Raw genomic sequence first — 22,048 nt, 5'->3', positions numbered from 1 at the left:
GTGCAACCTACCGAGACGACAGTCGGCCGCAGCGGTCACACGATCGCCTACCGCGACAGCGGTTCCTCCGGTTCGGTTGTGGCGCATTCGGTTCCGGTGATCCTGGTGCACGGCATGGGCGGCGACAACCGCACGTGGGACCGCTTCGCGCGATCGGTGACGGCGCAGGGCCGACGGGTGCTGGCGGTGGACCTGCGCGGGCACGGCCGCAGCGCCCGCGCCGAGTCGTACCTGTTCGGCGAGTTCGGTGACGACATCCTCGGCCTGTGCGAGGACCTCGGGTTCGACCGCGTCGACCTGGTGGGCCACTCGCTTGGCGGGCACGCGGTGTCGCTGGTCGCGCAGGAACGCCCGGAATTGGTGCGCCGCCTCGTGCTCGAGGAGGCGCCGCTGCCGCTGCGCCCCGGCGACCCGATCCCGAACTTCGGCGGCCGGTTGCCGTCGCTCGTGGAGCTGTGGCACGCCACCACCAGTATGCTGCGCAGCCCGCGCGCGGTGTGGGCATTCGACCGGTCGATGACGGCGTCGGCGCTCACCCAGTTCCACGAGCCGAACCCGCTGTGGTGGCAGCGCCTCGCCGACATCGAGGCCAAGACCCTGATACTGCGCGGAGGCCCGACCGGCATGGTGGATCCGGTGCTGCTCGAGGCCGCGGTCGCCGCGATCGGGGACTGCGAGGTGGTGTCGTTCGCGTGCGGGCACAGCATCCATCGTGACCGTTTCCGTGGCTTCGAATCCGCCGTGTTGCCGTTCCTGATGACGCCCTGAATCCATGTCCCGCGTGGCATCATGCGGGACATGGGTTTTCGAGGTGGTTCACTTCGCGCAAACGGCAAGCTGATCGCCTGGTCGGCCGTCTTCGTGGTGTCGCAGGCCAATATTCTGCGTCTGCTCGGCCCCGTGGGGTCGAAGCTGCTGAAGACGCAGACGGCGCCGTCGGCGCGCGCCTACACCGCGGTCCTCGATGGGATGGACGCCGCGGAGACCGAGCGCTATCGCAGTCACTTCTACCCGGACTTCATCCACCCGACCATCTACGCGGTGGCGTTGCGGACCGGGGTTCGGCGCCTCGACGAACTTACGTCGCTGTCGCCGACGACGAAACGCGTGCTGCTCGCTGCTCCGGTGGTCGCGGCCGCGGGCGATTACATCGAGAACGTCGCGGGCCTGTACCTGCTCGACCACCGCGACCGGATCACCGACGGCACCATCCGCGCCACGACGGCGGTCAGCACCACGAAATGGGTGCTCGGGCTGGGCACCTTCGCCTACCTGGCGCGCGGCTTCGTCCGGGCGTGGAGCGGACGCTGAGGTGGCCGAGGAACTACCGGCCCTGCACTTCGCCGACCAGGCCGCGCTGCGAGACTGGTTGCGCGACAACCACACGACCGCCCCAGGTGTGTTGGTGAAGATCGCCCGGAAGGACTCCGCGCACACGTCGGTGACGTACGCCGAGGCGGTGGAGGTGGCGCTGTGCTTCGGCTGGATCGACAGCCAGGCCCGCCGGTTGGACGACGACTTCCGGCTGCAGCGCTTCACGCCCCGCCGGTCGCGCAGCCCGTGGTCCAAGCGGAACCGGGAGGCCGTCGAGGCACTTATCGCGCGTGGGCTGATGGAGCCCGCGGGGCTCGCTGCGGTGGAGGCGGCGAAGTCCGACGGCCGCTGGGAACGCGCGTACGAGGGACCCAAGAACGCTCAGGTGCCGCAGGACTTCGCTGATGCGCTCGCCGCGAACCCGACCGCGGAGGCGTTCTTCGCGACCCTCGACAGCCGAAACCGGTTCGCGGCGCTCTACCGCATCCAGGACGCCAAGCGAGCCGAAACACGGGCCAGGCGGATCGCCACGTTCGTCGAGCAGTTCGCCGAGGGCCGCAGGTTCTACGACTGAGCGCCGGTACACAATGGCGGGGTGAGCGAATCTGTTCCCCAGGCCGGCCCATTCTCGTGTTCCGTGCTGTCCGCGGACGAACCGCTTGCCGGCACCGCGGCGCACGTCACCGGTTGGCTGTGCATCGAGTACCTGGGCGCGTGGGGCCGTGATGTGCTCGACGGGACGGCGCTCGGGAGCGAACTCGCCGGGGAACTGTCCCGGCGCGCCGACGCGGCCGGTGTCCGGGTGATGTTCATCCGTCGGCCCGGGCGCAACGAACAGTCCGGGGACCGGCGGACGGTGCTGCTGGCGAACTCGGATCCGGACAACGCGTGGTGCGAGCGGCTCGTGATCGGGGAGGTCGCCGACCTGCTGGACCTCGACCTGAGCCTGGTCGCCGGTCCCGCGCCGGGGCTGGGCGACCGCGTCAGCGAGCCTGTCGTGCTGGTGTGTGCGCACGGCAAGCGCGATCAGTGCTGCGCTGTGCTGGGCCGCCCGGTCGCGGCAGCGCTGGCCGCGGAGTTCGGCGACGCGATGTGGGAGTGCTCGCACACGGGCGGCCACCGCTTCGCGCCGTCGATGATCCTGCTGCCCAGCGGCCACACGTACGGTCGGCTGACTCCGGAGGAGAGCGCGCTCGCGGTGCGGGCGGCCGCGGCGGGCGAGGTGTACCTGCCGGGATTGCGCGGTCGCAGTTACTGGGCGCCGCGCGGACAGGCCGCGGAGGTTCTGGTGCGCCAGGACGTCGCCGCCGGGGTGGACGATCTCACGGTGGACGAGCGCGGTGACGACCCCGTCGTGATGCACCGCGACGGGCGGCGGTGGCGGGTCGTCACCGAGCAGCGGGACCTTCCGGCGCGTCCGGCGAGCTGCGGGGCCGAGGCCAAGCCGGTACGCCCGGTGGTGGCGGTGGACATGCACGAACTCCCTGCCGGGGTCCCGGCAGGGAGTTCGTGACCCACCCCGCGTCGACGGGGGTGGGTCAGCCCGAGAGTTCGGAGGATTGCTCCGGACGCCCTGCCCTCGTCGGGTGCGGGCGCGAGAAGCGCGGGCCGATCGGCGTCACCTTGCGCGGCGCCCCGGAATCGGCGGTTCCGAAATCATTGTTCAGGAACGATTCCGCGGAATCGTCGAGGATATTCATCCATTCATCGTGCAACGGCGGGGCCACCGTCTCGGTGAGCGTCGAAACGTAACTGCAGTTTCGGTAGCCCATGATGTCGTTCTTCTTGTCCTTCTTCCACTGTTTGAAGAGGTCGCCCTGCTTTTCGACGTGGAATTCGGGGTAGTCGGTTCGATCCACCAGGTCGCGAATATAGGCGGCCTGGAAATCGATCTCCTCGACGGCCGTTGCCAGGTTTTCCTCGCGTTCGCGCCAGTGGTCGATATCGCGCCCGCGGGTTTCGTGGTCCGGCAATTCGATGGAGCCCAGAATTACGTCACGCACGTACCACGCCTGCGCGTCGAACATATTGAACGTGAAGTACTGGTCCTGCATGCCCAGGAAGAACAACTGCGGATTCGTCTGCGACACGACGCCCTTGTAGATGCCCCGCGGGTAGAGGCGGTTGTTCGTCTTGAGCGCCAGTTCGTCGGGCAGGAACGGGAAGTGGTGGCGGTAGCCGGTGCACAGGACGATCGCGTCCACCTCACGCGTGCTGCCGTCCTGGAATCGCACGGTGTGGCCGTCGATCTCGGTCAGCAGCGGCACCTCGGAGAAGCCCTCCGGCCAGTCGTGGCCCAACGGGTTCGAGCGGTAGCTGAACGTGACCTCGGCGGCGCCGTACTTGAAGCACTGCGTGCCGATGTCCTCCGCCGAGTAGCTGCTGCCGACGAGCAGAAGTCGCTTACCTGTGAATTCTCGCGCGTCACGGAAGTCGTGGGCGTGCAGGACGCGGCCCGGAAAGTCCTCGATGCCGGCGAAATGCGGCACGTTGGGCGTCGAGAAATGTCCGGTTGCGACCACCACGTGGTCGAACAGTTCGGTTCTCAGGACATCCTCGCGGTGGTCGGCGACGGTTACCGCGAACTGTCCCGCAGCGCCCTCGTCCGTGGGCGGCACGTACTCGACCCACCGGACGGCGGTGTCGAACCGGATGTACTTGCGCACGTCGTCCTGGTCGACCCGGCCCATGATGTAGTCGTGCAGCACGGCCCGCGGCGGATACGACGGAATCGGTCGGCCGAAATGTTCCTCGAAAGAATAATCGGCGAACTCGAGGCACTCCTTGGGTCCGTTGGACCACAGGAAGCGGTACATGCTCCCGTGCACCGGTTCACCATGTTGATCGAGCCCCGTGCGCCACGTGTAGTTCCACATGCCGCCCAGGTCGCTCTGCTTTTCGTAACAAACAATTTCGGGCATCGACCCAAGACCTGATTTCCGTGCAGACTCGAATGCCCTCAGCTGTGCGAGGCCACTCGGACCGGCTCCCAAAATCGCGATCCTTGGCGTCAAAGTTTTCTCCCTATTTTCGTTGGTCCCCTATCCTGCTTAGCACAGCGAAAGAGGGTTTGGCCAACCGCGCAATCGAAATTCTGTGCGATCACGAGGGGTGGGAACGCGGGTTTACCAGCGTCTTCGCGTCACCAGTGCGTGCCCGGAATCAGTCGGCCGAGATGCCGCGCGAACCGCGCCGCCGCCGCAGTCGGACCGGTCGGTCGCGGTGCGGGCGACGGCGTCGAGGCTGTCGGCTCGGGCTCGGGGCCCGCCTCGCCGCGGGCCGCCGGTGAATCGGGGAACGCGTGGTACAGCTCGGAGAGCGCGCGATCCTTGAGGCGTGGCGCGAAGATCGCCCCGAACTCGGCGACGGTGCCGGTGGGGACGTCGATGCGCTTGGGCTTGTCGACCAGCGCGCGGACCACCATCGCCGCGGCCTTCTCGGGGCTGGCGGCGATCCCCATGTTGTAGTGACCGGTCGGTGCGATCATCGGTGTCTGCACGAGCGGCATGTGGATGGTGGTGAACGTGATGCCGTCCGACAGGGTCTCCGCCGCGGCGACATCCGCGAAGGCGTCCAGTGCGGACTTGCTCGCTACGTACGCTGCGAACCGCGGGGTGCGGGCCTGGACGCCGGCGGTGCTGATGTCGACGATGTGGCCGAACCGCCGCTCGCGCATGTGCGGCAGCAGCGCGAGCACCATCCGCACCGCGCCGAAGTAGTTGACCGCCATCGTCCGTTCGAAGTCGTGCAGGCGGTCCGTCGACCGGTACAGCCCGCGCCGGATGGACCGGCCTGCATTGTTCACGAGCATGTCGACGTGATCATGCTCGGCCAGAATGGCTTTGACGGTATGTTCGACGGCCTCGCTGTCGGTGATGTCGCACGGGTACGCGTACGCGGAACCGCCGGCCGCACGGATCCGGGACACCACGTCGTCGAGTTCGTCGGCGCGGCGGGCGAGCAGCAGAACCGTCGCGCCCTTCGCAGCGGTGGCGATCGCGGTCGCGCGTCCGATCCCGGACGACGCCCCGGTGATGACGACGTGCCGGTTCACCAGCGGGCCGGCCGGGTCGTCGCGGCGGGCCCGATCCGGGTCGAGGTGCTCGCGCCAGTACGTCCACAGCTTCGCCGCGTACGACGGGAACGGTGGCGCCGATATTCCGCTGTCGCGCAACGCTTCCTGCGTGCGCTCGCTCGTGAACCGGGTCGGCAGGGTCAGCTGGGAGAGCATGACCGGCGGTATGCCCATCCGGCGCAGCGTGACGTCGCGGACCTGTCGCACCTGGGCCGGCGGCGCCAGCAGCGGGCGGGCGACCACCGCGGGCAGGTCGGCCACCGGGGTCGGGGCGTGCGCGGCTTTCGCGAGCGCCGCGTAGATCTGTCGAACCGGTTGCGGATCGGGGGACACGAGGTGAAAGGTGCGCCCGTCGAGGCCCGGCCGCAGCATCAGTTCGACCGTCGCGGCTGCGACGAAATCCACCGGAACGACGTTGGTGTAGCCGAGTTTCGGGACCGCGACCGGCAGCGCGGACGGCAGTCGCGCGAGCGTGGCGAGTGCGGGGAAGAAGTAGTAGGGGCCGTCGATCTTGTCCATCTCGCCGGTGACCGAACTGCCGACCACCGCGGCCGGGCGGTAGATCCGACACCGCACGTCCGACGTGCGTACCAGGCGCTCGGCCTCGAACTTGGTGCGGTGGTACGGCGTCGGAAAGTGCTGGCCCAGGTCGAAGTCGTCCTCGGTGAAGCGGCCGCGATGATCGCCCGCCACGGCGATGGACGAGACGTGGTGCAGGGTCGCGTCCAGTCGCGCGGCCAGCGCGATCACCGCCCGGGTGCCGTCGATGTTCGTCGACGCTTGTTCCTCGCCGGCCGTCAGGTCGTAGATCGCGCCCAGGTGCAGGACGTGGTCTGCGGCCGGCGGTGGGGCCTCGAGCCCGAGATCCGGCTCGGTGAGATCGCCGACCAGCGCCCGGACCCGGTCCCCGCCCGTCCACCGGCTCGTCATGCGTTCGAGCTTCGCCACCGAACCGGGTCTGACCAGGACATGGACCTGTCCGGCGGGATCGCGTTCGAGCAGCCGCTCGATCGTGTGCCTGCCGAGAAACCCCGTGCCGCCCGTGACGATGTACGTGGCCATACCCGGAACTTACTCCGAAGTAAGAAGAGGTGCCAGGGGTTGACGCGTGCCCGGCGTCCTCAGTGTCCGAGGCCGACGCGTTCGTGCACGCGTCGCATCCAGGCCGGCGCCCACCAGTTCGCTTCGCCCATCAGCTTGACGAGCGAGGGCACCAACAGCATCCGCACCACGGTGGCGTCGATGATCAGCGCGAGGATCATGCCGACGCCGAGGAACCGCATGATCGACAACCCCGACACCGTGAACGCGCCGGTCACGACGATCAGCAGCATCGCGGCGGCGGTGACCACCCGTCCGGTGCGTTCGGCACCGATCCGCACGGCCTCCTCGGTGGTGGCGCCCGCAGCCCGGGCCTCGACCATGCGCGACATCAGGAACACCTCGTAGTCGGTGGACAGGCCGAACACCACCGCGAGGATCAGCACCACGAACGTCGCCTCGAGCGGCGAGGGCGTGACGTCCAGGAGGTCGGCCCCGTGCCCCTCCTGGAACACCCAGGTGAGCACCCCGAACGTCGCGGCGAGGCTCAGCCCGGCCATCGCGACGGCTTTGATCGGCAGCACCACCGATCCGAATGCGAGGAACATCAGCACCAGTGTCGAGCCCACCATGATCGCGAGCATCGCGGGCAGCCAGCGCACGATCGCGGCGTTGCCGTCGTCGACCGTCGCGCGGCCGCCGCCGACGAGTAACTCGGTGCCTGCGGGCGCGTCGATCGCGCGCAGTCCCTTCACGGCGTCTCCCGCCGCGGCGCCCTCGACGCCCTGCGCGTACAGCGCCTGGATCGCGGTCACGTCGTTCTCGGTGGCGAGCACGACCGCCTGCCCGATCCCGTCGACCTGCTTGGCGGCCGCGACGACCTTGGCGAGATCTCCTGGCGACGCCGCCGCACCGTCCGGGCCCCGCAGGATCAGGGTCGCGCCCTCGCCGGTCGACGGGAACTCGGTGGCCAGTGCCTCGGTCGCGATGCGCGCCGGATCGTCGGCGGGCAGTGCGGTGTAGGTGATCTCGCCGAGGGTCGCCTTCATCAGCGGCGCCGCCAGCACCAGCAGTCCGGCGATGATGCCGACCGCGACGACCGCCGGGCGGCGCATCACCTTGGTCACGACGCCGCCCCAGAAACGGCGGGCGCGTTCCTCGCCGCGCCGGGCCGCGCCCTTGCGCCACGACAGCGCGTCGATGCGGTGCCCGAGGATCGCCAGCAGTGCGGGCACCACCGTGAGCGACAGCACGGCCGCGCCGGTCACGGCCGCGATCGCGCCGAAGCCGAGGGAGCGGATCACCGCCTGCGGGAACACGAGCATGCCCGCGAACGCGCAGACCAGCAGCAGGCCGGAGAACATGACGGTGCGCCCGGCCGTGAGCACCGTGCGACGGGCGGCGTCGGCGGGCTCGGCGCCGGACGCGAGTTCCTCACGGAACCGGCTGACGATGAACAGGCCGTAGTCGATCGCCAGGCCCAGGCCGATCAGCGATGCGACGTTGAGGGCGAACGAACTGACCTCGGTGACCTCGGTGAGCAGACGCAGGATGCCGAGCGAACTGAGCACCGCGAGCCCACCCACGAACACCGGTACCGCCGCGGCCACCAGACCGCCGAAGACGAAGACCAGCAACACGAGTGTCACAGGCAGTGCGATCGCCTCGGCGCGCACCAGGTCCGCCTGCAGGCGATTGCTCAGCGACACCCCGACCACGGATCCGCCCGCGAACTGGGAGTCCACGCCGTCGATTTCGAGCTTGGGCAGCAGGTCCGCGAAGTTCTGGACATTGACGTTCGAGTCGGGGGAGAGCACGACGGTCGCGGCCGCCTTGGTGCCGTCCTTCGACAGCAGCAACTGCTTCGCCGGTGGCGCCGCGGACCAGTACGACGTCACCGACTCCGTCGGCACCTCGGCACGGAAGCGGTCCAGCGTCGCGGTGACGGCCAGCTCCAGATCGGCGAGCGTCTTGCCGTCGGGCACCGTGTAGATCACGACGATGTCGGGATCCTGCCGACCGAAGTTGTCCTCGACGATCCGGGACACCTCGGCCGACTCGCTGGACGGATCGATGTAGCCGCCCTGGCTCAGTTTCGAGAACACCCCGGTACCCCAGACACCGGCCGCGATCGCCGCGATCAGTACGACCGAGAGCACCCACCATTTGCGCGAAACGACGATCGAGGCCCAGCGTGTCATGCTCGTGCTTCTCCGAATCCGGGTGCGGCGAGGCCGCACCCGATCGGATGCGGCCCCGCGACTCTAGCGACTACCCGGTCGGTTCAGCAGTGGCCGGTCACTTCAGTCCGGACCGGACGAACGCGTCCACCACGTGCCGTTGCAGGAAGATGTAGATGAGGAAGATCGGCAGGCACGCGATGCCGGCCGCCGCCATCACCGCGCCCCAGTTGTTGCCCTCGGCGCCGAGGAAACTGCGGATACCGATCTGCACCAGGGCATCCGAGTTGCGCAGGATCAGCGACGGCCACAGGTACTCGTTCCACGCCGAGATGAACAGCATGATGCCCAGCGCTGCGAGCGCAGGGCGCATGTTGGGGACGATCACCTTCCACAGCGACGCCCACGCCCCCTGCCCGTCCATCTCGCTCGCGTCGAGCAACTCGCGCGGGAACGCCTCCATGTGCTGACGCAGCAGCATCACGCCGAAGGCCGAACACAGGTTCGGGATCACCACGCCGGCGATGGAGTCGAGCAGTCCCATCTGCGAGATCAGCAGATAGTTGGGGATCATCGTGACCTGGAACGGAACCAGCCACGACCCGACGAACAGCAGGAACAGCAGTTGCTTGCCGACGAAGTTCCAGCGTGCGAACCCGTACGACGCGAGCAGCGCCACGAACAACTGGCTGACGGCGACGACGAATGCCATCGAGAACGTGTTGACGAGCATCGACAGCATCGGAATGGTGTCGAAGACGTACCGGAAGTTCTCGGTGCTGAGCGGCCACGGTACGGGACTGCCGGACAGGGAGTCCTCCGGCCGGCGCAGCGCCGTCGCGAACATCCAGTACACGGGAAAGATGCTGAACACCGCGAGGGCGACGAGGACGACGTGACCGACTGCCACGCGGCGGACGCTCTTGTGCTGTGGCGCTGAGACTTCCGCCGGTGCGGGCGGTGCCGCGCCGGCCTTGGGCGGATCGAGAATGACGAAGGCCATGAGGGTTTCCTAGTTGTCGTAGAAGCTCAGTCGCTCGGACAGTCGCACGAACACGAACGCGATCACGCCGAAGCCGAGGAAGAACAGCATGCCCGCGGCAGCCGAGAGGCCGGCGTCGAAGTTGCGGAAACCGAACTCGTACAACAGGTAGTAGATGTTGGTCGTCGACCCGCTGGGACCGCCCTGGGTGAGGACGTCGATCACCGGGTACGTCCATTGGGCGCTGAGCAGGATCGTCATCAGGGCCAGGAAGACCAGCGTGGGGGAGAGCAGCGGCAGCGTGATCCGCCGGGTGATGGTCGACGGGGTGGCCCCGTCGAGCGCGGCCGCGTGGCCGTAGTCCGGGCTGATCCCGGCCATGCCCGCCGAGATGACGAGGACGCCGAAGCCGAGCATCTGCCAGCCGACGATCACCACGACGCCGATCAGTGCCATCTTCGGATCACGGAACACGTTGCCGAGGTCGTGGCCCATGCTCGCCGAGATACGCGGGATCATGCCGTTGTCGGGGTTGAACAGCCAGCGCCAGATCGCGCTGCTCGCTACCGGTGTCACGAGGAACGGCACGAAGATCAGTGCCTGGTAGAAGGTGCGGGCGCGTCCGCTCACCCGGGTGCACAGCAGCGCGATCGCGAGCGGGAGCATCAGCGAGAACACCATGAACGCGGCGATGTACGCCACCGTGTTCCACAGGGCCTGGTGAAGTTCCGGCAGCGACAGCACGGCGGTGTAGTTGTCGAGTCCGACCGGCTTCTTGGGGCTGGTCGGGATCATGTTCCACTTGTAGAACGAGAGCTGGAAGGTCTCGACGAGCGGCTTGTAGGTCCACAGGACGAGCAGCACCACGGCCGGCAGTAGAAACAGGTAGGGGACGGCACGGCGCGACACACGCGACCGCCACCCCGCCCCGGCCCGCACGGGCAGGGGCGAAGCGGCGGTCTGCGGCTCGGCGCTCGCCGGAACTTCGACGAACATCGAATTCTCGCAATCGGTTTCGGGAGGGTGTCAGTGGCTCGTCGACTGCGCCATGGCCTCGAGCTGCTCCTCGGGGGACAGCGTCTGGAAGTAGCGCAGCTGCTCCAGCGTCACCTCGTACAGCGTCGGGCCCTCCTCGACCGGCACGACGGTGTGCAGGACCCGATCGGAGTACACGTGCACCAGGTTGAACGACTGGCCGCTGTCCTGGCCGCGCATGCCGCCACCGGAGGCGAACAGGTCCTGGGTGTAGCAGGTGGCCGAGGCGACCGACACCGGGATACCGGCGAAGGTGCACGTGGTCGAGTAGTGCAGGTGGCCGCCGAGGATGCCGCGGACGTCGGTGCCGCGCAGCACATCCTCGAGCCGGCTCTGGTCGCGGAGCTCGACGGACTCGAGCAGCTCCAGCGGGCTCGGCACCGGCGGGTGGTGCAGCGTGAGCAGCGTGCCGTGCGGCGCCGGCGTGGCGAGAACGTCACGGAGCCAGTCGATCTGCTCGTCGGTGATCTCGCCGTGGTGGTGGCCCGGGACGGTGCTGTCGAGGGCGATGATCCGCAGACCGTCGATGTCGTGGACCATGTCCACCGACTCCTGGGTGGGCTCGGTGCCGAGCAGTCCGGCGCGGAACTCGGGCCGGCTGTCGTGGTTGCCCATCACCCAGATCACCTTGGCGCCCAGCTTCTCCGCCGCCGGCTCGACCAGGTCGCGCAGTCGGGTGTAGGCCTGCGGTTTGCCGGCGTCGGCGAGGTCGCCGGTGAACACGATCGCCTCGGGGCGCTGACCGGCGCGATCGAGGCGGTCGAACAGGCGGCCCAGGTTGGCGTCGCTGTCGACCGTGCCGTGGAGCAACTCGCCGTCCGCGACGAAGTGGGTGTCGCTCACGTGGAGGATGTAGTGGTCGGGCTGTCCGTATTCGCTCATGATCTTCCCTCGAAATTCGTTGTCGGATATCGCGGCACGTCAGCCCAGCAGGGCGGCGTGCAGGTCGGTGAGTTCGGCCTCGGACATGCCGTGGTCGAGCAGGTAGGGCCGGACGCCGCCGTGGTCGGCGTCGATCCGGGCGAGCGTCGCGCGCATCACGGCCGCGGGGCTTGCCGCGACGATGCCCTCGATGTCGAAGCCCTCGGGCAGCTGCCGCTCCCGGAACGAGGCGACCATCGCGTCCACCCAGTCGCCGTGCAGCATCGTCTCGGAGAGCGAGTAGTCGGCGATGACGTCGCGTGCGCCGACGCCCACCGCGGAGAGGGCCAGCGCGATCACGAGTCCGGTGCGGTCCTTGCCGGCCGTGCAGTGCACGAGTACCGGTTCGTCGCCCGACACGGCGATCAGCCGGACGGCCTCGGTGAGCCGCGAGCCGTTGTCGGTCAGCATCCGCTGGTACAGGGTGCCGAGATCGAACGTCGCGGCCGTCGGGGTGTGATCGATCCTGCCGTCGTAGACCGGCAGGTGCACCTCGCGGTGTCCGATCCCGTCGAGGGCGTTGGGCGCCGCGGCGATCTCGTCGTTCTCGCGCAGATCGATCACGAGGCCGAGCCCGATCTCGGCGAGGGTGTCGCGTCCGTCCTGCTCGATGGTGTGCAGGGCGTCGGAGCGCAGCAACTTGCGCCACCGGGTGGTTCGAGTGCCCGCGGTGTAACCGCCGACGTCGCGCAGGTTGTGGGTGCCGGGCAGGACGAGCCGGCGAGTGGTGGTGTGCGGCGGCAGAATGGTCGTCATCGGTCGATCGCTTTCGTCGGTCAGGGGAGGAGGTCCTGGGCCCGCTGCTGGGCGGCGGACAGGGTGGCGGCGGGGTTCTTGCCGTAGAAGACGGACTCCTCGATGGCGGTGGCGAGGATGTCGTCGATCTGGACGTAGCTGTTGCCGGGGTACGACTGCCACGGCTCGAGCCGGTCGAGCTGGCCGAGGTTGGGGGCGAGGAGGGGGTTGCCGTCGGCCCACGACTTCAGTCCGGCCGGATCGGTGGTGAGCGAGGTGCGCAGCGGCAGATAGCCGATCTTCGACGAGATCTGGGTGTAGGCGTGGTCGCTGGTCAGGAACTTGATCAGCTCCCACGAGGCGCGTTGCTTCGCCGGGTCCTGCGCGAAGACGAACAGCGCCGAGCCCGAGTTGGTGGGCACCGCCTCGCGGCCCTCGAACGCGGGCATCGCCGCGGCCCGCAGTTCCCAGCCGGCGGCCTTCGATGCGCCCAGCAGCATGCCCTGGATCGCCGACGACTGCAGCTGGATCGCGGTGTCGCCCTTCATGAAGCTCTCCATCTGGCCCGCGGAATCCTGGTTGGCCAGCACGCCCTGGTCGTACAGGTCGCGGAGCATCTGCACCGCCTGGAGCGATTCGTCGCTCGCGAACTCGACGGTGCTGCGGTCCTCGGAGAGCACGTTGCCGCCGGCCGAGCGGAACAGGCCCTGCATGCACCAGTTGCCGCCCTTGACCGCGCACGAGATCGTGAGCGACGGCTTACCGGTCGTCGCGGTGATCTTCTTCGCGGCCTCCGCGACCTTGGGCCACGTCGACAGGTCGGTGTCGGCCGGCAGTCCGGCCTTCTGGAACACGCTTGCGTTGTAGAAGAGGACCGGCGTCGAGAAGACGTACGGCATGCCGTACGTTTCGCCTTCCCAGTCGCCGAGGGTCGCCGCGCGCGGGTGGTACGGGTGCGCCCCGGCGAGGTGCTCCTGGACGGCGTCGGTGCCGACCAGCGAGTCGAGGGACTTGGCGCCGAGTTCGTTGACGGCGAAGTCGAGGGTGTCGAACGTCAGCTGCGCCACGTCCGGCGGATTGCCGGCCAGCAGCTGGGTCTGCACGCTGCTCGCGGTGCCGCTGCCGGCGGCCGACGTGCCTTGGGGCGGTTGGGCTTTGACGTCGATGTTGGGATGCTCGGCCTCGAAGTCGGCGATCAGTCCGTTGATGGTGTCGGTCCAGGGGCCGGCCTGGGTGAGGTTGTAGGACTCGAACGTGATCTGGACGTTCTGGTTCGGGTCGAGCTCGGGGACGAGGCCGCCCGAGGCCGAGTTCGACGCGGCGGTGCCGGTGGCGCATCCGGCCACGGTGAGGGCGGTGGCCAGCGACAGCAGCGCCAGGCCGGTGGTGCGTCTACGCATGGGTCAGGCTCCTAGCGGAAGAAACGGGGTAGTCGGAGTGCTGAGGGGCATCGATCCACTCGAGTCGTCGGCCGCTGGCGCGGTCGAACAGGTGCACGTGCGCGGGATCGGTGGTGAGGGGAAGGGTCTGGCCGACGTGCATCGAGATCGGCCGCGGGGAGCGGACGCAGACGCCGGCGTCGCCGACGGTGCAGTACGCGATCTCCTCGCTGCCGAGGTTCTCGATCGATTCGACCGTGGCGGTGAGGGACACGGCATCGGAACGATTGCCGACCCGCAGGTGCTCGGGGCGGATGCCGAGCACCACGTCGAGATCGTCGGTCGTGCCGGAGAACAGGTCGGCGCGCACCCCGGGAGCCTCCGCGCGGACGGCGCCGTGCGTACTCAGCACCGTCGCGTCGAGGAGGTTCATCGCCGGGCTGCCGAGGAAGCCGGCGACGAAGACTGAGGCGGGCCGGTCGTAGACCTCCTCGGGCGTGCCGATCTGCTCGACGGATCCGCCGTTGAGCAGCGCGATCCGGGTCGCCATCGTCATCGCCTCGACCTGGTCGTGGGTGACGTACACGAACGTCGCACCGAGTCGCCGGTGGAGGTCGGTGAGCTCGCGCCGGGTGGCGGTCCGCAGCTTGGCGTCCAGGTTCGACAGCGGCTCGTCCATCAGGAATGCCTTGGGATTGCGGACGATCGCGCGTCCGACCGCGACGCGCTGACGCTGGCCGCCCGACAGCTCCTTTGGCTTGCGGTCGAGCAGGTGCGCGATGTCGAGCTGGTGTGCGACCTCGTCGACGCGGACCGCAGCCTCGTCCTTCGCGACCTTCCGAACCCGAAGGGGGAACCCGAGATTGCGCGCCACCGACAGGTGCGGATAGAGCGCGTAGTTCTGGAAGACCATCGCGACGTCACGCTTGCGTGCCGGTGCGGAGGTGATGTCCTCGCCGTCGAGGACGATGCGGCCGCTGGTCGGCTCGAGGAGCCCGGCGATCATCCGCAGGAGCGTCGTCTTGCCGCAACCCGAGGGGCCGAGGAGAACCAGGAAGTCGCCGTCGCGGATCTCCATCGAGATGTCGTCGACCGCGGTCACGCCGCCGAAGGTCCTGCCCAGGCCCTCGATTCGAATACTGCCCATGACCCTCTCCGATGAAACGTGATTACCCGAATCGGATCGATTCGGAATTCTCATTACATGGAGTAGTCAGCCAGCCGAAGGTGAACGAGCACTGAATGGTCGTCCAACGAGCCGTGAGCGTTGGAGGGCTAGTTGCGTTCCCCGGTCTCGATGGATTCGGGTGTCGGATTCATCAGGGCGACAAGATGTTCCACGTCCCGTTCGGTGGAATCCATCGTTGCGCCGTCCACCTCCGACACTGCGACCTGCAGGCCCAGCAGGAAGGTCATCTGGATGATCGTCGCCGACACCCCGTGTGCCGCGTACGGTCCGGACCCGCTGCCGACCACCAATGCGGTGTTCGCCAGTTCGACCAGCGCCGAGCGGCCGTGCGCGGTGACGCCGACGACGTGTGCGCCCGCGTCGCGCGCGGCCCGGGTGGCGTCGATCGTGTACGCGTTCATGCCGGAGTCGCTGATCGCGACGCACACGTCGTCGCGGGACAGGGTGCGCGCGGTGAGGACCTGGAGGACCGTGTCCGTCGGCGCCTCCGCGGCCCGGCCGCGCAGCAGGAACCGGACCGCGAACGCCGTTGCGGCCGTCGAGGATCCCCCGTTCGCGACCACCAGGATCCGCCGTGCGTTCGCGAGCACGCGGACCGCGTCGTCGAAGGCGTCCTCGGACAGCGGTGCCAGGCCGCCGGCCAGGTCCGTGCCGACCTCGGCGACGATCGTTCGCAGAATGCCGACGCCGCCGGGTGGCGACGTCGCATCCGCGGCCGTCGAGGTCTCCGCGCCCAGGTCGCGCAGCAGCAGCATCCGGAGGTGCTGGAATCCGGAGAAGCCCAGGTTCTGGCAGGCGCGCACGACCGTGGCGGTGGACGTCGATGCCGCCGCGGCGAGATCCGCCGCCGACCACCACGCCACCTCGCGCGCACGCTCCACGCACACGTCGGCCACCCGCCGCTCGCTCGGTGCCAGGCTCGCGGACAGGGCGCGGATGGTGGCGGTCGTCGTGCCGATCGGCGGTTGGGTAGAGGAGGCGCTCATGGCGTCTGGATAACACACGCGGGTGAACTCGTGGGCGCACTCAGGCAGGCGTCGTCGTGCCGGACAGCTTCCCGGCGATCGTCACTACCCGGGTAGCGAGGTGCACCAGAGCGGCGATCGTCGTGTCGTCCAGAGGGTTCTGGTTGTCCGGTCCGGTCACCTTGCTGACGCCGTACGGGTTTCCGTCCGCGAACTTCACCGGGTCGGTGTACCCGGGCGGAACGAGGATGCCGCCCCAGTGCATGAGCGAGGTGTACAGCGAGGTCAAGGTGGTCTCCTGGCCGCCGTGCAGGGTCTGGCTCGAGGTGAAGGCCGCATAGACCTTGTCGGCGAGCTGGCCACGCATCCACAGGCCGCCGAGGGAGTCGACGAAGGTCTGGAAGGGGCTCGCGGTGCTGCCGAATCGGGTGGGGGACCCGAAGATCACCGCGTCGGCCCATACGATGTCGTCGCCGGTGGCCGCCGGAAGATCCTTGGTGGCGAGGTAATTCGCGGTCCACGCCGGGTTGCCGGCGAACGTCTCGGGGTCGCGGGTCTCGGCGATGTGACGCACCTGGACCTCCGCGCCCGCAGACTGTGCGGCGTCGGATACGTGTTGGGCCATCGCGGTGCCGTGGCCGGTCGCCGAGTAGTAGATGACGGACAGCTTGGTCATCGGGACGTCCCTTCGGTGCGTCGGCCCCCGATTCCATGAGACCGCGCATCCGGGCCGAGCGCACGGGTTCGGCCACATCCGGTCCGCTGTGCGCGGTGGGCGGTGATCGTGAGGGTGGTGAGTGATGTCCGCGTGGGCTTCGTCGCCACGGGTACCGTCCACCCATGATCTCGCGCGAGTACGTCCTGGAACGGTGTGCCGTCGGAGACGACCGGTACCCGTTGCTCACGCTCCGGGAGTTCTTCCACGGGAACGAAGTCGAGGACTCGATCGCCCCGAATCAGTACGGGTACGGGCGTCCGGACCTCGCCGAGATCGCTCGACGCCTCGCCCAGCTGGCCGCGGACCCTGCGGTCGCGTGGGTGCGTATCCAACTGCACGAAGAGATGTTCGAGGACGACTACGAGGGACTTGCGGCCGAGGCCGTCGCCATCTGCACGACGCTGGCGGGGGAGGACGTCGATACCCGCCTCGACGTGGAGAGCCTGCAGGCGGAGCCGGTGTGGGAAGGCCTGGTCTACGACGTTGCCGATTTCTGCGACGTGCCAGCCGTCCCCGACGGATACCGGGTGCTCTCCCTCGTGTGGGACTGAGTGACGGACCGACTCGGGAACTGGGGATACCTGCGCCGAGGATAGGGTCTGACGCGCGGCGCCCGGTCGGGTGGCCGACATGTTGGCGCACAATTCTCAGGGGGAGTCATGCCCGCGCTCGCAATGCTGTTCCAGGATCGACTCGACGCCGAGGTCACCGCGGAAGCTCTGGTCGCGCAGCTGAAGCGGGACTGGCCGGATGTCGACTTCTCCGGTCTTGTCGTCGGTGAGGACGAGCCCGACGATCGTGATGGGCCGTTGCGTCTCGACCTGGGCGACAGCATGATCGCGCTGCTCACCGTTCCTGCCCGGGTGGGTGACGACGTCGCCGACATCGCCCAGCACAGCCGGTTGTGGCCGAACACGGTGCCGGCGCCGGTGGACTACACCGCGCACACGATCGTCACCGTCCTGCGTCCAGGGGCGACACACACGGACGCGATCGCGGACACCGTTCTGTTGTCCCGCGTCATCGCGTCGATCATCGCGCTCACCGACGCCGTCCGAGCCGTGTACTTCGGCAGCGCGGATCATGTCATCCTGCCCGCGCTGTTCCGTGACCTCATGAAGGACACGCTGCCCGAGCCGCCGTTGCTGGCGTGGGTCGCGATCAACGTCGGTGAGCGCCCGGACGGCGTGATGACCGGTCACACACGAGGTCTCGACATGCTCGACCTCCCGGACGTCGAGATCCCGGAGACCCCCGAGTCCGCCGCTGACACCTTCGACCGCCTCACCGGCATCGCCTCGTACCTCGTCGAACAGGGGCCCGTCATCGGCGACGGCGACACGATCGGATCCACCGAAGTCGCCGAGATCGTCGTCGATCACGCCCCGAGCGCCTTCGATCCCGATCGCACCGTTCTCCGCCTGAAGTTCGATGCCGACCGGAACCCGCCCAAGCGGGGTTGGTTCCGCCGCCGACGCTGATCGTGTCGCCCGTGACATCATCGTGCGCATGGATGACGTGCGGGTGTGCTTCGTCGGAGACTCCTTCGTTGCGGGAGTAGGGGATTCCGAGTTCCTGGGTTGGACGGGGCGGCTCGCGTCAGGCTCCGACGGGGTGGCGCTGACGGCGTACAACCTCGGGGTGCGACGTCAGACGTCGAGCGACATCCGCGCCCGCTGGCTTGCCGAGTGCGCTCCGCGACTGCCGGAGAGCTGCGACGGCCGGGTGGTGTTCTCGTTCGGTGTCAACGACACGACCGCCGAGGACGGTGCGCCTCGCGTCGATCCGGACGTGTCGGTCGAGAATCTCGAGGTGATCCTGCGGGAGGTCGCGCAGCGCGGTTGGCGGGTGCTGGTGGTCGGGTCGCCGCCGATCGACGATGCGGAACAGAACGAGCGCACGGCCCGGCTGGATCGGCGGTTCGCCGAGGTCTGTGGGTCAGGCGGCGTGGAATACGTGAGCGTCTTCGATGCTTTGGTCACCGACGCGGTGTGGATGCAACAGGTTCGTGACGGCGACGGCGCGCACCCGGACAGCGGCGGCTACCGGGCGATGGCGACCCTGGTGCGTCCGACGTGGGAGCGGTGGCTCACGCCGCGTTGATCCTGCCGGGCGGCCGTGGCATCATCGAACATGAGTTCGAAAGATGCGCCTTCCCCTCCGCATCTTCCCGCGTACGCAGGCCGTGCGCCTGCGGGAAGGCTGCAGGATGGGTTGGGGCAACGGTCCGCCGACGTGGGCGGAGATGGAACGGGTGCTGTCCGGGCGCCCGGGGCGGCATGACGGTCAGTTCCCGGGCGACGGCGGCGACAGCCCGGCGTGGTCCCGGAAACGCGGTGCCTACCTGGACGAGGGGGCCTCACGGCCGGTCGGCGCCACCGTCCCGTACGCCGAACTGCACACCCACTCGGCCTTCAGCTTCCTCGACGGCGCCAGCCCGCCCGAGGAGCTGGTGGAGGAGGCGGTGCGACTCGGCCTGGACGCGATCGCGCTCACCGACCACGACGGGATGTACGGCGTGGTCCGGTTCGCGGAGGCCGCCAAGGAACTGGGCATGCGGACGGTGTTCGGCGCCGAACTGTCGCTCGATGCCGCGCCGCGCACCGGCACCCCCGACCCCGACGGCACACACCTGCTGGTGCTGGCCCGCGGGCAGGAGGGCTACCGGCGACTGTCCCGGCAGATCGCGGCCGCGCACCTGGCCGGCGGGGAGAAGGGCAAGCCCCGCTACGACTACGACGCACTCACCGAGGCGGCCGGTGGGCATTGGCAGATCCTCACCGGCTGCCGCAAGGGGCACGTGCGCAGCGCGCTCGCCGCGGGCGGCCCCGACGCCGCCGAGGCGGCGCTGCACGACCTCGTCGACCGGTTCGGTGCCCACCGCGTCACCGTTGAACTCACCCATCGGGGGCTGCCCGAGGACGACGAGGTCAACACGCGGCTCGCGGAACTCGCGGAGCGGCAGGGGCTTTCCGTGATCGCCTCCACCGCGGCGCATTTCGCCGGTCCGTCCCGCCGCCGCCTCGCCATGGCGATGGCCGCCGTGCGGGCCCGGCAGAGCCTGGACGAGGCTGCGGGCTGGCTCGCGCCCACCGGGGGTGCGCACCTGCGCTCCGGGGCCGAGATGGCGCGGCTGTTCGCGCGCTACCCGCAGGCCGTCGCGGGGGCCGCGGAGTTGGGGCTCGAGTGCGCGTTCGACCTCCGGCTCATCGCGCCGAGGCTGCCGCCGTTCGACGTCCCGGACGGTCACACCGAGGCGAGTTGGCTGCGTGAGCTGACCATGCAGGGGGCGCGTCGGCGCTACGGCCCGCCGTCGTCCACCCCGGCCGCGTACGCGCAGATCGAACACGAACTCGGGATCATCGAGCGTTTGACCTTCCCCGGCTACTTCCTGGTGGTCCACGACATCGTCTCGTTCTGCAAGAACAACGACATCCTCTGCCAGGGAAGAGGATCGGCCGCGAACTCGGCGGTCTGCTACGCGATCGGCATCACCAACGTCGACCCGGTGCGCAACGAGTTGCTGTTCGAGCGGTTCCTCTCGCCTGAACGGGACGGTCCGCCCGACATCGACGTCGACATCGAATCCGACCGGCGAGAGGAGGCCATCCAGCACGTCTACGCCAAGTACGGCCGCGAGTACGCCGCGCAGGTCGCCAACGTCATCACCTACCGCGGCAAGTCGTCGGTGCGGGACATGGCTCGGGCGCTCGGATTCTCGCAGGGGCAGCAGGACGCGTGGAGTAAACAGGTCAGCCGCTGGAGCGGCGTCGGCAACGAGACCGGCACCGACATCCCGCCGCCCGTGCTGGAACTGGCCGCGCAGATCGAGGGCTTCCCCCGTCACCTCGGCATCCACTCCGGCGGCATGGTGATCTGCGACCGGCCCATCGCCGACGTGTGCCCGGTCGAGTGGGCGCGCATGGAGAACCGCAGCGTCCTGCAGTGGGACAAGGACGACTGTGCCGCAGTGGGATTGGTGAAGTTCGACCTGCTGGGGCTCGGCATGCTCTCGGCCCTGCACTACATGATCGACCTGGTGGCCGAACACAAGGGCATCGACGTGGACCTGGCACAACTCGACCTGTCCGAGCGGGCGGTCTACGAGATGCTGCAACGGGCCGACTCGGTGGGCGTGTTCCAGGTGGAGTCGCGCGCCCAGATGGCGACGCTGCCGCGCCTGAAGCCCCGCAACTTCTACGACCTCGTCGTCGAGGTCGCGCTGATCCGGCCCGGCCCGATCCAGGGCGGCTCGGTGCACCCGTACATCCGCCGCCGCAACGGCCGCGAACCCGTCACCTACGACCACCCCTGTCTGGAGAAGGCACTGAGACGCACGCTGGGGGTGCCGCTGTTCCAGGAGCAACTCATGCAGATGGCCGTCGACGCCGCCGGGTTCAGCGCCGCCGAGGCCGACCAGTTGCGGCGTGCGATGGGCTCCAAGCGGTCGCCCGAGAAGATGGAGCGGCTGCGCGGACGGCTCTACGACGGCATGCGCGAGTTGCACGGCATCACCGGTGAGGTGGCCGACCGGATCTACGAGAAGCTCTACGCTTTCGCGAACTTCGGTTTCCCCGAAAGCCATTCGCAGTCGTTCGCGTCGCTGGTCTTCTACTCGTCGTGGTTCAAGCTGCACCACCCGGCGGCCTTCTGCGCCGGGCTGCTGCGGGCGCAGCCGATGGGCTTCTACTCGCCGCAGTCCCTCGTCGCCGACGCTCGCCGGCACGGGGTGCGGGTACACGGCGCCGACGTCAACGCGAGCCTCGCGCACGCCACGCTCGAGGCGCGCGGCACCGAGGTGCGGTTGGGGCTGGGGGACGTGCGGAGCATCGGCACCGAACTGGCCGAACGCATCGCCGCGGCGCGCGCGGAGGACGGCCGATTCACGTCGATCCTGGACCTGACCGGACGGATCGAGCTGACCACCACGCAGGTCGAGTCCCTCGCGACGTCCGGAGCGCTGGGGTGCTTCGGGTTGTCCCGGCGCGAGGCGCTGTGGGCGGCCGGTGCCGCTGCCGGCGAGCGCCCGGATCGGCTGCCGGGCACGGGTGCCTCGACGTGCGCGCCCACCCTGCCCGGCATGAGCGACCTCGAACTCGCCGCCGCCGACGTGTGGGCCACCGGGATCTCGCCGGACAGCTATCCGACGGAATTTCTGCGCCCGCAGCTCGACGCGTTGGGGGTGCTCCCGGCGTCGCGGCTGCTGGATGTGCCGGACGGGGACCGGGTGCTGGTCGGGGGAGCGGTGACGCACCGGCAGCGGCCCGCCACCGCGGCCGGGGTGACCTTCCTCAACCTCGAGGACGAAACCGGAATGGTCAACGTCGTGTGCTCGGTTGGTCTGTGGGCGAAGTACCGCAAGCTCGCCACCAGCGCCCCGGCCCTCCTGGTGCGTGGGCGGGTGCAGAACGCGGAGGGCGCGGTGACCGTCGTCGCGGACCGTCTCCAACTCATGGACCTGCGGATGACGACCAGGTCGCGGGACTTCCGCTGAGAGCGGCTTCACACTGGTTC

General features: G+C 68.9%; 19 protein-coding genes. 8 read left to right on the top strand and 11 right to left on the bottom strand.

The annotated features are described in order from the left end of the window. The 4 genes from ACQ5DX_RS16805 to ACQ5DX_RS16790 are packed head-to-tail and all read left to right on the top strand — an operon-like array spanning nt 1 to nt 2,827. A complete protein-coding gene (locus ACQ5DX_RS16805; protein ID WP_430333665.1) occupies nt 1-768 on the top strand; it encodes an alpha/beta fold hydrolase in 768 nt (255 codons plus the stop codon). 21 nt (nt 769-789) lie between these two features. After that, nucleotides 790-1,311 (top strand): hypothetical protein, encoded by a 522-nt coding sequence (locus tag ACQ5DX_RS16800; RefSeq protein WP_430333664.1) that lies wholly within the window; start codon nt 790-792, stop codon nt 1,309-1,311. A gap of 1 nt (nt 1,312) precedes the next feature. Next, nucleotides 1,313-1,888, top strand: coding sequence for a YdeI/OmpD-associated family protein (locus ACQ5DX_RS16795; RefSeq protein ID WP_430333663.1), 576 nt, complete (start codon nt 1,313-1,315; stop codon nt 1,886-1,888). A gap of 21 nt (nt 1,889-1,909) precedes the next feature. Continuing rightward, nucleotides 1,910-2,827 (top strand): sucrase ferredoxin, encoded by a 918-nt coding sequence (locus tag ACQ5DX_RS16790; protein WP_430333662.1) that lies wholly within the window; start codon nt 1,910-1,912, stop codon nt 2,825-2,827. A gap of 25 nt (nt 2,828-2,852) precedes the next feature. Here the strand turns inward: ACQ5DX_RS16790 and ACQ5DX_RS16785 are convergent, their stop codons facing one another. From ACQ5DX_RS16785 to wrbA, 11 genes are all read right to left on the bottom strand, one after another. Continuing rightward, nucleotides 2,853-4,328 carry a flavin-containing monooxygenase gene (locus ACQ5DX_RS16785; protein WP_430333661.1) on the bottom strand — a complete coding sequence of 492 codons (1,476 nt, stop codon included), beginning with the start codon at nt 4,326-4,328 and terminating at the stop codon, nt 2,853-2,855. A 128-nt stretch (nt 4,329-4,456) separates the two neighbouring features. Next, entirely contained in the window at nt 4,457-6,451 is a 1,995-nt protein-coding gene (locus ACQ5DX_RS16780; protein WP_430333660.1) for an SDR family oxidoreductase, read from the bottom strand. Between the two features lie 59 nt (nt 6,452-6,510). Next, nucleotides 6,511-8,631 (bottom strand): MMPL family transporter, encoded by a 2,121-nt coding sequence (locus ACQ5DX_RS16775; RefSeq protein ID WP_430333659.1) that lies wholly within the window; start codon nt 8,629-8,631, stop codon nt 6,511-6,513. A gap of 97 nt (nt 8,632-8,728) precedes the next feature. Beyond that, nucleotides 8,729-9,613 carry a carbohydrate ABC transporter permease gene (locus ACQ5DX_RS16770; protein ID WP_430333658.1) on the bottom strand — a complete coding sequence of 295 codons (885 nt, stop codon included), beginning with the start codon at nt 9,611-9,613 and terminating at the stop codon, nt 8,729-8,731. 9 nt (nt 9,614-9,622) lie between these two features. Continuing rightward, complete coding sequence (locus ACQ5DX_RS16765) at nt 9,623-10,588, bottom strand: carbohydrate ABC transporter permease (RefSeq protein WP_430333657.1); 966 nt, start codon at nt 10,586-10,588, stop codon at nt 9,623-9,625. A gap of 30 nt (nt 10,589-10,618) precedes the next feature. Continuing rightward, on the bottom strand, nt 10,619-11,509 hold the full coding sequence (locus tag ACQ5DX_RS16760; protein ID WP_430333656.1) for a phosphodiesterase: 891 nt from the start codon (nt 11,507-11,509) through the stop codon (nt 10,619-10,621). Between the two features lie 39 nt (nt 11,510-11,548). Further along, complete coding sequence (locus ACQ5DX_RS16755) at nt 11,549-12,304, bottom strand: tyrosine-protein phosphatase (protein ID WP_430333655.1); 756 nt, start codon at nt 12,302-12,304, stop codon at nt 11,549-11,551. A 20-nt stretch (nt 12,305-12,324) separates the two neighbouring features. Further along, nucleotides 12,325-13,683, bottom strand: a complete 1,359-nt coding sequence (locus tag ACQ5DX_RS16750) for an ABC transporter substrate-binding protein (RefSeq protein WP_430333654.1) — start codon at nt 13,681-13,683, stop codon at nt 12,325-12,327. After that, entirely contained in the window at nt 13,676-14,809 is a 1,134-nt protein-coding gene (locus tag ACQ5DX_RS16745) for an ABC transporter ATP-binding protein (protein ID WP_430333653.1), read from the bottom strand. The genes ACQ5DX_RS16750 and ACQ5DX_RS16745 overlap by 8 nt, the downstream gene beginning before the upstream one ends. A 128-nt stretch (nt 14,810-14,937) precedes the next feature. Further along, entirely contained in the window at nt 14,938-15,837 is a 900-nt protein-coding gene (locus ACQ5DX_RS16740; RefSeq protein WP_430333652.1) for a MurR/RpiR family transcriptional regulator, read from the bottom strand. Between the two features lie 40 nt (nt 15,838-15,877). Next, nucleotides 15,878-16,492 carry an NAD(P)H:quinone oxidoreductase gene (wrbA, locus tag ACQ5DX_RS16735; RefSeq protein WP_430333651.1) on the bottom strand — a complete coding sequence of 205 codons (615 nt, stop codon included), beginning with the start codon at nt 16,490-16,492 and terminating at the stop codon, nt 15,878-15,880. Nucleotides 16,493-16,656: 164 nt separating this feature from the next. On the opposite strand from wrbA, the gene ACQ5DX_RS16730 reads away from it, so the two are divergent. The 4 genes from ACQ5DX_RS16730 to ACQ5DX_RS16715 all read left to right on the top strand — a co-directional run bounded on the left by ACQ5DX_RS16730 (nt 16,657) and on the right by ACQ5DX_RS16715 (nt 22,028). Continuing rightward, nucleotides 16,657-17,085: a hypothetical protein gene (locus ACQ5DX_RS16730; RefSeq protein ID WP_430333650.1), complete on the top strand. Its 429-nt coding sequence runs from the start codon at nt 16,657-16,659 to the stop codon at nt 17,083-17,085. Between the two features lie 108 nt (nt 17,086-17,193). Then, complete coding sequence (locus ACQ5DX_RS16725) at nt 17,194-18,015, top strand: DUF4261 domain-containing protein (protein WP_430333649.1); 822 nt, start codon at nt 17,194-17,196, stop codon at nt 18,013-18,015. Between the two features lie 28 nt (nt 18,016-18,043). Further along, a complete protein-coding gene (locus ACQ5DX_RS16720) occupies nt 18,044-18,637 on the top strand; it encodes a GDSL-type esterase/lipase family protein (protein WP_430333648.1) in 594 nt (197 codons plus the stop codon). A 106-nt stretch (nt 18,638-18,743) separates the two neighbouring features. Continuing rightward, nucleotides 18,744-22,028, top strand: a complete 3,285-nt coding sequence (locus ACQ5DX_RS16715; protein ID WP_430335714.1) for an error-prone DNA polymerase — start codon at nt 18,744-18,746, stop codon at nt 22,026-22,028. Nucleotides 22,029-22,048: the final 20 nt, after the last annotated feature.

Origin of the sequence: Rhodococcus sp. ACT016, from assembly GCF_050477185.1 — a bacterium.
Lineage (GTDB): Bacteria > Actinomycetota > Actinomycetes > Mycobacteriales > Mycobacteriaceae > Prescottella.
The sequence above is the reverse complement of the archived record's forward strand: the minus strand, read 5'-3'. Positions and strand labels throughout refer to the sequence as shown.